Here is a 15235-nt window from a genome sequence, read left to right as displayed (position 1 = left end):
TGCACCATTTTTATTTCTCTAGGTCGAGGACCTCATCATGTTGAAAGGCTACGGGGCAGTCATCCTCGACGGGGCGTGGCTGACGCTTCAGCTCGCCCTGTCGTCGATGGCCCTGGCCATCGTGCTCGGCCTGATCGGTGTTGCGCTGCGCTTGTCGCCTGTGCGCTGGCTGGCCTGGTTGGGTGACATGTACGCCACTGTGATTCGTGGCATTCCGGATCTGGTGCTGATCCTGCTGATCTTCTACGGCGGTCAGGACCTGATCAACCGTGTGGCGCCGCTGGTCGGCTACGACGATTACATCGACCTTAACCCGCTGATTGCTGGTATCGGCACGTTGGGCTTCATTTTTGGCGCCTACCTGTCGGAAACCTTCCGTGGCGCATTCCTCGGTATTCCCAAGGGCCAGGCCGAAGCCGGCGTGGCCTATGGCATGAGCAACACCAAGGTGTTCTTTCGCATTCTGGTGCCGCAGATGATCCGTCTGGCGATTCCGGGCTTCACCAACAACTGGCTGGTACTGACCAAGGCCACGGCGTTGATTTCGGTGGTCGGTCTGCAGGACATGATGTTCAAGGCCAAGCAGGCGGCCGATGCCACCCGTGAACCCTTCACCTTCTTCCTGGCGGTGGCGGCGTTGTACCTGGTGATCACCAGTGTCTCGCTGCTGGCCCTGCGATATCTCGAGAAGCGCTACTCGGTAGGCGTCAAGGTGGCTGAACTATGATCTTCGACTACAACGTCGTCTGGGAGGCCATGCCGCTGTATCTCGGTGGGTTGCTGACCACTCTGAAGCTGCTGGCGCTGTCGCTGCTGTTCGGTCTGCTGGCGGCCATTCCGCTGGGCTTGATGCGAGTGTCCAAGCAGCCGGTGGTGAACCTGGTGGCCTGGCTGTACACCTATGTGATCCGCGGCACGCCGATGCTGGTGCAGCTGTTCCTGATCTATTACGGTCTGGCCCAGTTCGAGGCGGTGCGCGAGAGTATCTTCTGGCCGTGGTTGTCGAGTGCGACCTTCTGCGCGTGCCTGGCCTTCGCCGTCAACACCAGTGCCTACACCGCCGAAATCATCGCCGGCAGCCTCAAGGCCACGCCCCATGGCGAGATCGAAGCTGCCAAGGCGGTGGGCATGTCGCGCATGAAGATGTACCGGCGCATTCTGCTGCCCTCGGCCCTGCGCCGGGCGCTGCCGCAGTACAGCAACGAGGTGATCATGATGCTGCAGACCACCAGTCTTGCATCCATCGTGACCCTGATCGACATCACCGGTGCTGCGCGCACGGTCAATGCCCAGTACTACCTGCCTTTCGAGGCTTACATCACGGCGGGCGTGTTCTACCTGTGCCTGACCTTCATCCTGGTGCGCCTGTTCAAGATGGCCGAACGCCGCTGGCTCGGCTACCTGGCGCCGCGCAAGCACTGATCGCTCTGTGAGAACCGACAGCATGTACAAACTAGAAGTCCAAGACCTGCATAAGCGCTACGGCAGCCATGAAGTGCTCAAGGGTGTGTCCCTGGCCGCCAAGGCAGGCGACGTGATCAGCATCATCGGCTCCAGTGGCTCGGGCAAATCGACCTTCCTGCGTTGCATCAACCTGCTCGAGCAGCCCCACGCGGGCAAGATTCTGCTCAACAATGAAGAGCTGAAGATGGTCGCCGGCAAGGATGGCGCGCTCAAGGCGGCCGACCCGCGTCAGTTGCAGCGCATGCGCTCGCGCCTGTCGATGGTGTTCCAGCACTTCAACCTGTGGTCGCACATGACCGCGTTGGAGAACATCATCGAGGCGCCGGTGCATGTGCTGGGTGTGAACAAGAAAGAAGCCTTGGAAAAGGCTGAGCACTATCTGGCCAAAGTAGGCGTTGCCCATCGCAAGGATGCCTTCCCGGGCCATATGTCCGGTGGCGAGCAGCAACGCGTGGCCATCGCCCGTGCCCTGGCCATGGAGCCTGAGGTGATGCTGTTCGACGAGCCGACTTCGGCGCTCGACCCTGAGCTGGTGGGCGATGTGCTCAAGGTGATGCAGAGCCTGGCCCAGGAAGGCCGCACCATGGTGGTGGTCACCCACGAGATGGGCTTTGCCCGTGAGGTGTCCAATCAGCTGGTGTTCCTGCATAAAGGCCTGGTGGAAGAGACGGGCTGCCCGCGTGAAGTGCTGGCCAACCCGAAATCGGAGCGCCTGCAGCAGTTCCTCTCTGGCAGCCTGAAGTAAAGACTGCACCTTTGCACCATAATAGGGCATGCTGCGCAGCGAGCGCAGCCTGACCCGGCGCCACAGACTCGAAAAACCTCAGGTTTCGGACCGTACCCTATGACCACCCAGCGAATCGGTTTTCTCATCTGGCCCAGCACCAAGCCCTTGACCCTGGCGCTGGCCGAGGACGTGTTGCAGGTGGCGCAACGGGTGCATCCGGATGTGGTGTATGACACCGTCTTCCTGCAGGCCGAGCCTGCGCCAGAAGGGGGCTGGCGCCTGCCTGGCGAGCCTTGGAGCGGTCGTCTCGAAGGCTGTCACAAACTCTTCCTGCTGGCGGACGAGCCGCCGCAGGCTGTGGGCTCGGCCCTGTCGTCCGCGCTCAAGCAGTTGGCGCGCAGCGGTTGCATGATCGGTGGGCTGTCTGCGGGCGTGTACCCGATGGCCCAACTCGGCTTACTCGACGGCTACCGTGCTGCGGTGCACTGGCGCTGGCAGGATGACTTCGCCGAGCGTTTCCCGAAGGTGATCGCCACCAGCCATCTGTTCGATTGGGACCGTGATCGCCTGACCGCTTGTGGCGGTATGGCGGTCACCGACCTGTTGCTGGCGGTGCTGGCGCGGGATCACGGCGCCGAGCTGGCTGGGGCGGTGTCCGAGGAGTTGGTGGTCGAGCGCATTCGTGAAGGCGGTGAGCGCCAGCGCATTCCGCTGCAGAATCGCCTTGGCTCCAGCCACCCCAAGCTGACTCAGGCGGTGGTGTTGATGGAGGCCAACATCGAGGAGCCGCTGACTACCGATGAGATCGCCCAGCATGTGTGCGTGTCGCGTCGGCAGTTGGAGCGGATCTTCAAGCAGTACCTCAATCGGGTGCCCAGCCAGTATTACCTGGAGCTGCGCTTGAACAAGGCGCGGCAGATGTTGATGCAGACCAGCAAGTCGATCATCCAGATCGGCTTGTCGTGCGGGTTCTCCTCGGGGCCGCATTTCTCCAGTGCCTATCGCAATTTCTTTGGCGCCACGCCGCGGGAAGATCGCAACCAGCGACGCAGCAGCAGCCCGTTCGAGTTGAGTTCGGCGCCTGCCGAAAAAGGTTGATGGTTTTGGGGGCTTGCCTTGGGTTTTGCGGGGTGGCGCATATCGAGCGCCGCCCGCGCGGCGCATCGCAGGCTTCGCCAGCTCCCACATTGGTTTCGGGCCAGTAACGCCTGTGACAGGCGCGCGCGACCGCCTTGTCGTCCGACGCGGTATCGAGCCATGCGCCAAGAGCGGTCGCGCGCGAATCCCACAGGAATAATTGGCCCGAAACAGATGTGGGAGCTGGCGAAGCCAGCGATGCGCCGCGCGGGCGGCGCTCGATTTCAATCGCGCTGCAGGAATAACGTCGTACACTCGCATGTGAACACCCGTTCACCCAACCCGCCTCTACCGTTACACTGCGCGATTGCGACAGTGTTTGTCGCATTGCCGAAAACCTTGCTGAAACAGGGTTTAGCGCTGTAACAAGTTGTCGCTTGGCCGCAAGGACAGGCGCGGATCAGTCCTTACAATCCCCCCATCGCTCGCCACTTCCAGGCCAGCGTTCCTCTTCAGGAGACTCAGATGTCCGTTGAGCAAGCCCCGGTGCAACGTGCCGATTTCGACCAGGTCATGGTTCCCAACTATTCTCCGGCGGCCTTCATTCCTGTGCGAGGCGAGGGTTCCCGAGTCTGGGACCAGTCGGGCCGTGAGCTGATCGACTTCGCCGGCGGCATCGCCGTCAACGCCCTGGGGCACTGCCATCCAGCGCTGGTCAAGGCGCTGACCGAGCAGGCCAACACCCTCTGGCATGTGTCCAACGTCTTCACCAACGAGCCGGCCCTGCGCCTGGCCCATAAGCTGGTGGACGCGACTTTCGCCGAGCGTGCCTTCTTCTGCAACTCCGGCGCCGAGTCCAACGAGGCTGCCTTCAAGCTGGCCCGCCGTGTCGCCCATGACCGCTTCGGCCCTGAGAAGCACGAAATCATCGCCACCGTGAACAGCTTCCACGGTCGTACCCTGTTCACCGTCAGTGTCGGTGGCCAGCCCAAGTACTCCGATGGTTTCGGCCCGAAGATCACCGGCATCAGCCATGTACCGTACAACGACCTGGAAGCGCTCAAGGCGCAGATCTCCGACAAGACCTGCGCGGTGGTGATCGAGCCGATCCAAGGCGAGAGCGGTGTGGTTCCTGCCGACAAGGCTTACCTTGAAGGCGCACGCAAACTGTGCGACGAGCACAACGCCCTGCTGATCTTCGACGAAGTGCAGACTGGCGTCGGCCGTACCGGTTCGCTGTACGCCTACCAGCACTACGGCGTGACCCCGGATATCCTGACCAGCGCCAAGAGCCTGGGCGGTGGTTTCCCGATCGGCGCCATGCTGACCACCAGCGAAATCGCCAAGCATCTGGCCGTCGGCACCCATGGCACCACTTATGGCGGCAACCCGCTGGGTTGCGCAGTGGCCTGCGCCGTGCTGGACGTCATCAATACGCCGGAAACCCTGAATGGCATCAAAGCCAAGCATGAGCGCTTCAAGACCCGCCTGGAAAAAATCGGCCAGCAATTCGGCCTGTTCTCCCAAGTGCGTGGTGTTGGTCTGCTGATTGGCTGCGTGCTGACCGAGGCCTGGAAGGGCAAGGCCAAGGACGTACTCAACGCCGCCGAGAAGGAAGGCGTGATGGTCCTGCAGGCCGGCCCGGATGTAGTGCGCTTCGCCCCAAGCCTGGTGGTTGAAGATGCCGACATCGACGAAGGCTTGGACCGCTTCGAGCGCGCCGTGGCGCAACTGACCAAGGGCTGATCGGCCTGCGGTCCCTTCGCTGGCCCTGATGACCGGGGCCGGCGATACCCGAATTCCAGAGCGGGTGCGTGCTTGCAAACCTGATTGCGCGCCTGCCGTTTTTCCGTGCCGTCATGAACGGCCAGTTTTCCCAAAGGAGTGACACCATGCTGGTGATGCGCCCCGCGCAAATGGCTGATCTGAACGAAGTGCAGCGCATGGCTGCAGACAGCCCCATTGGTGTCACTTCGCTGCCGGACGACACCGCCCGCCTGGGCGACAAGATAGCCGCGTCCGAGACGTCCTTCGCCGCCGAAGTCAGCTTCAATGGCGAAGAGAGCTATTTCTTCGTGCTTGAAGACAGCGCCACCGGCAAGTTGGCCGGTTGCTCGGCGATCGTCGCTTCGGCGGGCTACTCCGAGCCGTTCTACAGCTTCCGCAACGAAACCTTCGTGCATGCCTCGCGTGAGCTGAAGATCCACAACAAGATTCACGTGCTGTCGCTGTGCCATGACCTTACCGGTAACAGCTTGTTGACCAGCTTCTACGTGGTGCCGGAACTGGTCAGCAGTGCCTGGGCAGAGCTCAATTCGCGTGGGCGCCTGCTGTTCATGGCCTCGCACCCAGAGCGTTTTGCCGATTCGGTGGTGACCGAGATCGTCGGCTACAGCGACGATCAGGGCGAATCGCCGTTCTGGGACGCCATCGGGCGCAACTTCTTCGACCTCAACTACGCCGACGCCGAGCGCCTGTGCGGCCTGAAGAGCCGAACCTTCCTCGCCGAACTGATGCCGCACTACCCGATCTATGTGCCCTTGCTGCCCGACGAGGCGCAGGAGGCCATGGGGCAGGTGCACCCGCGTGCGCAGATCACCTTCGACATCCTCATGCGCGAAGGCTTCGAGACCGAGCACTACATCGACATCTTCGATGGTGGCCCGACCTTGCATGCACGTACCTCGGGTATTCGCTCGATTGCCCAGAGCCGTGTGGTTCCGGTCAAGCTGGACGAGGCCCCGATCAAGGGTGGGCGCCCGTACCTGGTGTGCAACGGCCAGTTGCAGGACTACCGCGCCGTGCTGTTGGAGCTGGACTGGGTGCCAGGCAAGCCGGTCAGCCTTACGGCCGAAGCAGCCGATGCCTTGGGTGTGGGTGAGGGCGCCAGCGTGCGTCTGGTTGCCGTTTAAGGCCTTCGCATTACAGAGTTTCGCGGTGGCGTAGGCTGCTGCACAAGGAGATAGCATGATCGTTCGTCCTGTACGCAGCAGCGATTTACCTGCGCTGATCGAATTGGCTCGCAGCACCGGCACCACCGGGCTGACTACCCTGCCGGCCAACGAGGAACGCCTCGGGCATCGTGTTGGCTGGGCTGAAAAAAGCTTCCGTGGCGAAGCCGAGCGTGGCGACACCGATTACCTGTTCGTGCTGGAGAACGACGAAGGCCTGGTGGTGGGTATCAGTGCCATCGCTGGCGCTGTAGGCCTGCGCGAGCCCTGGTACAACTACCGGGTCGGCTTGACCGTCAGCGCCTCCCAGGAGCTGAACATCTACCGCGAGATCCCGACGCTGTTCCTGGCCAACGACCTGACCGGCAACTCCGAGCTGTGCTCGTTGTTCCTGCGCGGCGACTACCGCTCCGGCCTCAATGGCCGCCTGCTGTCCAGGGCGCGCATGTTGTTCATTGCCGAGTTCCCGGAGTTGTTCGGCAACAAGATCATCGCCGAAATGCGCGGCATGTCCGACGAGCATGGCCGCTCGCCGTTCTGGGAAAGCCTGGGGCGGCATTTCTTCAAGATGGAGTTCAGCCAGGCGGACTACCTGACCGGCGTGGGCAACAAGTCGTTCATCGCCGAGCTGATGCCCAAGTTCCCGCTGTACACCTGCTTCCTGTCTGAGGCGGCGCGTGCCGTCATTGGCCGTGTGCACACCGATACCGAGCCGGCGCTGGCCATGCTCAAGCAGGAAGGTTTCAACTATCAGGGCTTCGTCGATATCTTCGACGCCGGCCCGGCCATCGAGTGCGAAACTTCCAGAATTCGCGCAGTGCGCGAGAGCCAGACCCTGGTGTTGGCCGTCGGCACGCCAGGTGATGACGCGACCCCTTACATCATTCACAACCGCAAGCGTGAAGACTGCCGCATCACCGCAGCACCTGCGCGCCTGGCAGCCGGCACCCTGGTGGTAGACCCGCTGACCGCCAAGCGCCTGCGCATGGGCGCCGGTGACAACGTACGTGCTGTGCCGCTGTCGGCAAGCCGGGAGGCCCAGTAAATGACCACGCATTACATTGCCGGCAAGTGGCAGGCTGGCCAGGGCGAGGCCCTGCAATCACTGAACCCGGTGACCCAGGCGGTCATCTGGCAAGGCCAGGGCGCTGACGCCGGCCAGGTTGAGGCGGCCGTGCAGGCTGCTCGCGATGCGTTCCCTTCCTGGGCGCAGCTGAGCCTGGAGGCGCGTATCGACGTGCTGGAGAAGTTTGCCGCGCAGCTCAAGCAGCACGCCGAGGCGCTGGCCCACTGCATTGGCGAGGAAACTGGCAAGCCGCTGTGGGAATCGGCCACCGAAGTCACCAGCATGATCAACAAGGTGGCCATCTCGGTGCAGAGTTACCGCGAGCGTACCGGTGAGAAAAGCGGCCCACTGGCCGACGCCACCGCCGTGCTGCGGCACAAGCCCCATGGTGTGGTCGCAGTGTTCGGCCCTTACAACTTCCCGGGTCACCTGCCCAACGGGCATATCGTTCCGGCGCTGCTGGCGGGCAACTGCGTGGTGTTCAAGCCCAGCGAGCTGACGCCCAAGGTCGCTGAGCTGACAGTCAATTGCTGGGTCGCTGCCGGGTTGCCGGCTGGTGTGCTCAACCTGGTTCAGGGGGCGCGTGAGACGGGCGTGGCGCTGGCTGCCAATCCGGGTATCGATGGTTTGTTCTTCACTGGCTCCAGCCGCACCGGCAACCTGCTGCACCAGCAGTTCGCCGGTCGCCCGGACAAGATCCTGGCCCTGGAAATGGGCGGCAACAACCCGCTGGTGGTGGATGAGGTCAAGGACCTCGACGCGGCGGTGTACACCATCATTCAGTCCGCTTTCATCTCGGCCGGTCAGCGCTGCACCTGTGCCCGTCGCCTGCTGGTGCCGCAAGGGGCCTGGGGTGATGCGCTGGTCGCCCGCCTGGTCGAAGTGTGCAAAAGCATCACGGTCGGCGCCTTCGACCAACAGCCTGCGCCGTTCATGGGGTCGGTGATTTCCCTTCAGGCCGCCCGCGCACTGCTCACGGCTCAGGCCGAACTGCTTGGCAAAGGCGCCATCAGCCTCCTGGCGATGACTCAGCCAAGTGCCGAGGCTGCGTTGCTTACCCCAGGCATCATCGATGTCAGCGCTGTGGCTGATCGCCCGGACGAAGAGTTCTTCGGCCCGCTGTTGCAGGTGATTCGTTACGCCGACTTCGATGCCGCCATCGATGAAGCCAACAACACCCAGTACGGACTCGCCGCGGGTCTGCTGTCCGACTCCCACGCCCGTTACCAGTACTTCTGGCTGCGCAGCCGGGCCGGTATCGTCAATTGGAACAAGCAGCTGACCGGCGCCGCCAGCAGTGCCCCGTTCGGTGGGGTGGGCGCCAGCGGCAACCACCGCGCCAGCGCCTACTACGCAGCCGACTACTGCGCTTACCCCGTGGCTTCGCTGGAGACCGCCAGCCTTGCCTTGCCGGCGACCTTGACGCCGGGCGTCACCCTATAACAACAGGTCACGGAGCCTAGCCGATGAAATCCTATGAAGTGAATTTTGATGGCCTGGTGGGGCCTACCCACAACTACGGCGGCCTGTCCTACGGTAACGTGGCTTCGCAGAGCAACAGCCAGCAGGCGTCCAATCCGCGTGAGGCGGCGCGTCAGGGCCTGGCCAAAATGAAAGCCCTGGCCGACATGGGCTTCAAGCAAGGCGTGCTGGCCCCGCAGGAGCGTCCCGATGTGGCCGCGCTGCGTCGCCTGGGCTTCTGCGGCAGTGACGCAGAGGTGATTCAGCGTGCCGCCAAGGAAGCCATGCCGCTGCTGGTAGCCAGTTGCTCGGCGTCGAGCATGTGGGTGGCCAACGCCGCCACCGTCAGCCCCAGCGCCGACACTGCCGATGGTCGCGTGCATTTCACTGCCGCCAACCTCAACTGCAAGTACCACCGCAGCATCGAGCACCCGACCACCAGCCGTGTGCTCGGTGCGATGTTCGCTGACGACAAGCACTTCGCCCACCACGCGGCGCTGCCGGCCGTGGCGCAGTTCGGTGACGAGGGCGCGGCCAACCACACGCGTTTCTGCCGTAGCTACGGCGAAGCCGGTGTCGAGTTCTTCGTTTATGGCCGCAGTGCCTTCGACAGCCGCTACCCGGCGCCGCAGAAGTACCCGGCACGCCAGACTCTGGAGGCGTCCCAGGCAGTGGCTCGGCTGCACGGGCTGAGTGATGATGGCGTGGTCTACGCTCAACAGAACCCCGCGGTGATCGATCAGGGTGTGTTCCACAATGACGTGATTTCGGTGGGTAACGGCGAGGTGCTGTTCTACCACGAGGATGCGTTCCTGGAGACGGGCGCGGTGCTTGGTCAACTGCAGGCTAAACTGGCCAACAAGGGTGGCAACTTCCAGGCCATTTGCGTCCCTCGGGCGCAAGTGGCGGTCGAGGACGCAGTGCGTTCCTACCTGTTCAACAGCCAGCTGCTCAGCCGTGACGACGGTTCGATGCTGCTGGTGGTACCGGAAGAGTGCCGTAACAATGAACGCGTCTGGGCGTACCTGAACCAGCTGACCAGCCAGGGCGGCCCGGTGAAGGAGGTCAAAGTGTTCGACCTCAAGCAGAGCATGCAAAACGGCGGTGGCCCCGCATGCCTGCGCCTGCGCGTGGCGCTGAAGGAATCGGAGCTGGCGGCGGTCAATCCAGGCGTTATCATGACCGCCCCGCTGTACGACACGCTGGTGCAGTGGGTCGACAAGCACTACCGCGACCGCCTCGGCGAAGCGGACCTTGCCGACCCGCAGTTGCTGGTTGAATGCCGTACCGCGCTGGATGAATTGACCCAGATCCTTAAGTTGGGCTCGGTCTATCCGTTCCAACGCCAACCTTGAAGAGAGAATTTGCAATGACCGACGCCCTGCGCCTGATCCTGGAAGACGAAGACGGCACCCAGCTGGAAACCTCCTGCACCCGTTTTGCCGTGGTCTGGCAAGGCAAGGAAGTGTGGATCCAGCAGGACGGCCGCGGCCAGCTGCTGATCGGTGTAGATGTCGAGGAAGACGACACCGAGTACGCCAACCTGCTGCTGCGCCCGATGGCCACCAACCTGGTCAGCCTGCAGCTTGAAATGGAACCGGCCGAAGTCGGTGAAGATGACGACCACGTCCATGGGCCCGACTGCGGCCACCACCACTAAGGAAGCGCCTATGCTCGCCCTTGGCAAATTGCTTGAGCTGACCCTCACCGATCACGAGCCGGCCGAGAAGACCCAAGTGACACCCAAGGGCGTGCGTCTGCGCTGGCTGGGGGAGGGGGCGCTTGAAGTGCGCCCGCCAGAAACCGAGGATTGCGGGCTGGACTTGCTTTTGTCGGCCGGTATTCATGGCAATGAAACGGCGCCGATCGAACTGCTGGAGCGGCTGTTGCACGGCATTGCCAACGGCAAGATCAAACCGCGCACGCGGGTGCTGTTCCTGTTCGGCAATCCGGCGGCGATTCGCAAGGGCGAGCGCTTCATCGAGCAGGACATCAACCGCCTGTTCAACGGTCGCCACGAGCTTTCCAGTGGCTTCGAGGCGTTGCGAGCGGCCGAGCTCGAACAGTTCGCCCGGGTGTTCTTCAGTAAGCCGGACCGCACCCGCCTGCATTACGATCTGCATACCGCCATCCGCGGTTCGAAGATCGAGCAGTTCGCCCTGTACCCTTATAAAGAAGGGCGCAAGCATTCCCGCCGTGAGCTGGCTCGCCTGGCAGCTGCCGGAATGGAGGCGGTGCTGTTGCAGAGCAAGACGTCCATCACCTTCAGTGCCTTCACCTACGAGCAGCTCGATGCCGAGGCGTTTACCCTGGAGCTGGGCAAGGCGCGGCCGTTCGGGCAGAACGAGCAGGTCAACCTCGACAAGCTCGAAGAACGGCTTATCCAGATCATCGAAGCCACCGAGCCCGAGATCGATGCTTCGCTCGACGGCCTGAAGCTGTTCAGTGTGTCCCGCGAGATCATCAAGCACAGCGACAGCTTCCACCTGCACTTGCCAGCGGACATCGAGAACTTCTCCGAGCTGAGCAAGGGTTACCTGCTGGCCGAAGACCTGGCCGAGATGCGCTGGGTGGTCGAGGAAGAGGGCGCGCGAATCATCTTCCCCAACCCCAAGGTCAAGAATGGCCTCAGGGCGGGGATTCTCATCGTGCCTGATAACGGTCGCGGCCTCTCCTAGGGGCCATTGCCTCACGTCATGGATCCGTTGCAGCAGCCTTGTCGGCTGAATCAGTCTGGCGAGGCTTTGCTGTCGTAGGGGTCGTAAAGTACGACCGTATAGTCGCCGGGCAGCAAGTGGGAATACTTGGCTGGGATTACCCGTTGCAGGTCGAAGCCTGGGCCCTGTTGCGGCGGGCCGGCATGGCGTTGCATGAGGACGATGTCGGGCACTGCGTCGTACTGCTGGTGCGCTGTATCCAGCAACCTTGCGAGTTCGGGATGGCTTGCCGGCATGGCGAGTTGCGCGAGCGTGCGTGCTTGGAACTGCGGGGTGCCATAGACAAACAGGTGGTCGTTTGGGGTTACCTCGAAGGTTCTGTTCGCGCTGGCGTTGCCGTCTATGCGCAGGGGGATCTTGACGTCTTCAGCGATACTTTTCGGGGCTTGTGCGTTCACGAACAGTAGATGGAGGCGCTGTTCAGGGGAGGCCCGTTCGATTACCAAAGGTTTGCCGTCGATTTCCAGGGTGATACCGCTGTCCTGGGTCAGTGTTACGTCAGTGGTCCTCAGCCAGACCAGAATCTCGTCAGCGGTGCCGACATATGCCCCGTCATCCACTGCGTCGATCAGCCTGCGCTGGATGTGTACGTGCGGCGAGTGGTACAGGTCGAACAGCTCGAAGTTGAAATAGACCCGCGACAACGTGATGCCTGGAGCGGCTGGGTTGTCGTAGGCAATGGCCTCATCCATTTCGCCGAAACCGGCCTCTTTGCTTCTGTCGTTACCGTCCAGAATCTGCGCAGGTAGTGCTTGGTTGGTCATTTGCCTGACCTCCTATGGGCGTGGGAGGGCAGATTAAGGGCGAGCGGGGTGTGCGAGCCGCTATCTATATAGGTCATGCTGACTGAGCAGTATGCTAGCGGCGCGGTTTTGGATCCTTTTCCTGATGAACACCTCTTAATTCACCGCCTGTTCCATTTTCCCTTCCCTTGGGCGGTAATTGGCTTGCCAGTGGTGAAAGACAGGATTTAGCATCCGGTCATGTCGTTTGCGTGGCATTAGCCCGAAAAACCGTCCAATCGACGTTTTCTATCGTATAAACACACTGCACCGAGACTGCAGGACCGATATAATGCGGCCCTTTGCCGTCGTTTCGTCGACGCGTTTGCCCAAAGGGCCGCCGTTTCCGTGGAAGAACCTATGAAAAGCGCAGAAATCCGTGAAGCCTTCCTTCGCTTCTTCGAAGAGCAGGGACACACCCGAGTCGCCTCCAGCTCCCTGATTCCGGGCAATGACCCGACCCTGCTGTTTACCAACGCCGGTATGAACCAGTTCAAGGACTGCTTCCTCGGCCAGGAAAAGCGCGCCTATACCCGTGCGGTCAGCAGCCAGAAGTGCGTGCGTGCCGGCGGCAAGCACAACGACCTGGAAAACGTCGGTTACACCGCACGTCACCACACCTTCTTCGAGATGCTGGGCAACTTCAGCTTCGGCGACTATTTCAAGCGCGATGCCATCACCTTCGCCTGGACCTTCCTGACCTCGGACAAGTGGCTGAACCTGCCGAAGGAAAAGCTCTGGGTCACCGTCTACGCCAGCGATGACGAAGCCTACGACATCTGGACCAAGGAAGTCGGCGTGCCGGCCGAGCGCATGGTGCGCATCGGTGACAACAAAGGCGCCCCGTACGCCTCCGACAACTTCTGGACCATGGGCGACACTGGCCCATGCGGCCCGTGCACCGAGATCTTCTACGACCACGGCCCGGACATCTGGGGCGGCCCACCCGGTTCGCCGGAAGAAGACGGTGACCGTTACATCGAGATCTGGAACAACGTCTTCATGCAGTTCAACCGCACGGCTGACGGCGTCCTGCACCCGCTGCCAGCGCCGTCGGTCGACACCGGCATGGGCCTGGAGCGCATCAGCGCGGTCATGCAGCATGTTCACTCGAACTACGAGATCGACCTGTTCCAGAACCTGCTGTCGGCTGCGGCCAAGGCCATCGGTTGCAGCAACGATGCACAAGCGTCGCTGAAAGTCGTTGCCGACCACATCCGTTCCTGCGGTTTCCTGATTGCCGACGGCGTGCTGCCGTCCAACGAAGGCCGTGGCTACGTGCTGCGCCGCATCATTCGCCGCGCTTGCCGCCACGGCAACAAGCTGGGCGCCAAGGGCAGCTTCTTCTATCAGATCGTCGGCGCGCTGGCGGCCGAGATGGGCGAGGCCTTCCCTGAGCTGAAGAGCCAGCAGGCGCACATCGAGCGCGTGCTCAAGGCTGAAGAAGAACAGTTCGCCAAGACCCTGGAGCAGGGCCTGCGTATCCTCGAGCAGGACCTGGCCCAACTCAAGGGCAATGTGGTTCCGGGCGATGTGGTGTTCAAGCTGTATGACACCTATGGCTTCCCGATGGACCTGACTGGCGATATCGCCCGCGAGCGCGAGCTGACCATCGACGAAGCCGGCTTCGAGCGCGAAATGGAGGCCCAGCGTGAGCGTGCCCGTTCCGCAAGCTCCTTCGGCATGGACTACAACAGCCTGGTGAAGGTCGATACCGCCACTGACTTCCTTGGCTACGACGCCACTGAAGGGCAGGGCAAGGTCATCGCCCTGTACAAGGACGGCCAGGCCGTCGAGCAACTGGCCGAAGGCGAGCAGGGTGTGGTGATTCTGGACCGTACCCCGTTCTACGCCGAATCCGGCGGCCAGGTGGGTGACACCGGCTACCTGCTGGCCGGCGGCGTGCGCTTCGACGTGCGTGACACCACCAAGACCGGTGGCGCCTTCCTGCACCACGGTGTGGTTGCCAGCGGCACCCTGAGCGTCGGCGCGGCGGTAGAAGCCAAGGTCGATGCCGATGTGCAGCACGCCACCTCGCTGAACCACTCGGCGACCCACCTGCTGCACGAAGCGTTGCGCCAGGTGCTGGGCGAGCACGTCCAGCAGAAGGGCTCGCTGGTCGACAGTCAGCGTCTGCGTTTCGACTTCAGCCATTTCGAAGCGGTGAAACCGGAGCAGATCAAGGCCCTGGAAGACATCGTCAACCGCGAAGTGCGCAAGAACACCGCGGTGGAAACCGAGCTGACCGATATCGAAACCGCCAAGCGCAAGGGCGCCATGGCTCTGTTCGGCGAGAAGTACGGTGATACCGTGCGCGTACTGAGCATGGGTGGCGATTTCTCGGTGGAGCTGTGCGGCGGTATCCACGCCAAGCGCACCGGCGATATCAGCCTGTTCAAGATCATCAGCGAAGGCGGCGTGGCCTCGGGCGTGCGCCGTATCGAAGCGGTTACCGGCGAAGCGGCGTTGGCTTACCTGAACGCTGCCGAAGAGCAGGTCAAGGAAGCCGCGCAACTGGTCAAGGGTAACCGTGACAACCTGATCGACAAGCTGTCGGCTGTGCTCGAGCGCAACCGTCAGTTGGAAAAGCAGCTGGAGCAGCTGCAGGCCAAGGCCGCCAGCGCCGCCGGGGACGATCTCTCCAACGCGGCTGTTGAGGTCAAGGGCGCCAAGGTGCTCGCCGCCCGCCTGGATGGGCAGGATGGCAAGGCCTTGCTGACCCTGGTCGATCAGTTGAAGAACAAGCTCGGCCACGCAGTGATCCTGCTGGGCAGCGAGCATGAGGGCAAGGTCGTGCTGGTGGCCGGCGTGACCAAGGACCTCTCCAGTCAACTCAAGGCTGGCGACCTGATGAAACAAGCCGCTGCGGCGGTGGGTGGCAAGGGCGGTGGCCGTCCGGACATGGCCCAGGGTGGCGGCGTTGATGTCGCGGCACTGGACCAGGCCCTGGCGCTGGCCGTGCCATTCGCAGAGCAGGGACTTTGAGATGA

13 protein-coding genes are annotated in these 15235 nt (G+C 62.4%); 12 read left to right on the top strand and 1 reads right to left on the bottom strand.

Annotated features, from left to right (window positions below):
* Positions 1-37: 37 nt before the first annotated feature.
* From PspTeo4_RS14665 to astE, 11 genes are all read left to right on the top strand, one after another.
* The gene (locus tag PspTeo4_RS14665; protein ID WP_322364526.1) at positions 38-727 is read left to right on the top strand and encodes an ABC transporter permease; all 690 of its coding nucleotides are present in this window, start codon (positions 38-40) and stop codon (positions 725-727) included.
* Positions 724-1422 (top strand): ABC transporter permease, encoded by a 699-nt coding sequence (locus tag PspTeo4_RS14660; RefSeq protein WP_322364524.1) that lies wholly within the window; start codon positions 724-726, stop codon positions 1420-1422. Before PspTeo4_RS14665 ends, PspTeo4_RS14660 begins: the two co-directional genes overlap by 4 nt.
* Positions 1423-1444: 22 nt before the next feature.
* A complete protein-coding gene (locus tag PspTeo4_RS14655; protein WP_322364523.1) occupies positions 1445-2209 on the top strand; it encodes an ABC transporter ATP-binding protein in 765 nt (254 codons plus the stop codon).
* A 99-nt stretch (positions 2210-2308) separates the two neighbouring features.
* Positions 2309-3289 (top strand): transcriptional regulator ArgR, encoded by a 981-nt coding sequence (gene argR / locus PspTeo4_RS14650; RefSeq protein WP_322364522.1) that lies wholly within the window; start codon positions 2309-2311, stop codon positions 3287-3289.
* A gap of 504 nt (positions 3290-3793) precedes the next feature.
* Positions 3794-5014 (top strand): aspartate aminotransferase family protein, encoded by a 1221-nt coding sequence (locus tag PspTeo4_RS14645; RefSeq protein WP_322364521.1) that lies wholly within the window; start codon positions 3794-3796, stop codon positions 5012-5014.
* A 146-nt stretch (positions 5015-5160) separates the two neighbouring features.
* Positions 5161-6180 (top strand): arginine/ornithine succinyltransferase subunit alpha, encoded by a 1020-nt coding sequence (gene aruF / locus PspTeo4_RS14640; protein ID WP_322364520.1) that lies wholly within the window; start codon positions 5161-5163, stop codon positions 6178-6180.
* 55 nt (positions 6181-6235) lie between these two features.
* The gene (astA, locus tag PspTeo4_RS14635) at positions 6236-7264 is read left to right on the top strand and encodes an arginine N-succinyltransferase (protein WP_322364519.1); all 1029 of its coding nucleotides are present in this window, start codon (positions 6236-6238) and stop codon (positions 7262-7264) included.
* Positions 7265-8728: a succinylglutamate-semialdehyde dehydrogenase gene (gene astD, locus PspTeo4_RS14630; protein WP_322364518.1), complete on the top strand. Its 1464-nt coding sequence runs from the start codon at positions 7265-7267 to the stop codon at positions 8726-8728. It begins immediately after the preceding gene.
* A gap of 23 nt (positions 8729-8751) precedes the next feature.
* On the top strand, positions 8752-10101 hold the full coding sequence (gene astB / locus PspTeo4_RS14625; protein WP_322364517.1) for an N-succinylarginine dihydrolase: 1350 nt from the start codon (positions 8752-8754) through the stop codon (positions 10099-10101).
* Positions 10102-10115: 14 nt separating this feature from the next.
* Positions 10116-10406 carry a topoisomerase II gene (locus PspTeo4_RS14620; RefSeq protein WP_003256592.1) on the top strand — a complete coding sequence of 97 codons (291 nt, stop codon included), beginning with the start codon at positions 10116-10118 and terminating at the stop codon, positions 10404-10406.
* A 10-nt stretch (positions 10407-10416) separates the two neighbouring features.
* Positions 10417-11424 carry a succinylglutamate desuccinylase gene (gene astE, locus PspTeo4_RS14615; protein ID WP_322364516.1) on the top strand — a complete coding sequence of 336 codons (1008 nt, stop codon included), beginning with the start codon at positions 10417-10419 and terminating at the stop codon, positions 11422-11424.
* Between the two features lie 50 nt (positions 11425-11474).
* On the opposite strand, the gene PspTeo4_RS14610 is transcribed toward astE, so the two are convergent.
* Positions 11475-12227 carry a hypothetical protein gene (locus PspTeo4_RS14610; protein WP_322364515.1) on the bottom strand — a complete coding sequence of 251 codons (753 nt, stop codon included), beginning with the start codon at positions 12225-12227 and terminating at the stop codon, positions 11475-11477.
* 378 nt (positions 12228-12605) lie between these two features.
* On the opposite strand from PspTeo4_RS14610, the gene alaS reads away from it, so the two are divergent.
* A complete protein-coding gene (gene alaS / locus PspTeo4_RS14605; RefSeq protein ID WP_322364514.1) occupies positions 12606-15230 on the top strand; it encodes an alanine--tRNA ligase in 2625 nt (874 codons plus the stop codon).
* Positions 15231-15235 lie beyond the last annotated feature (5 nt).

Origin of the sequence: Pseudomonas sp. Teo4 (genome assembly GCF_034387475.1) — a bacterium.
Taxonomy (GTDB): Bacteria; Pseudomonadota; Gammaproteobacteria; order Pseudomonadales; family Pseudomonadaceae; genus Aquipseudomonas.
This window is presented reverse-complemented; position numbering and strand designations above follow the sequence as displayed.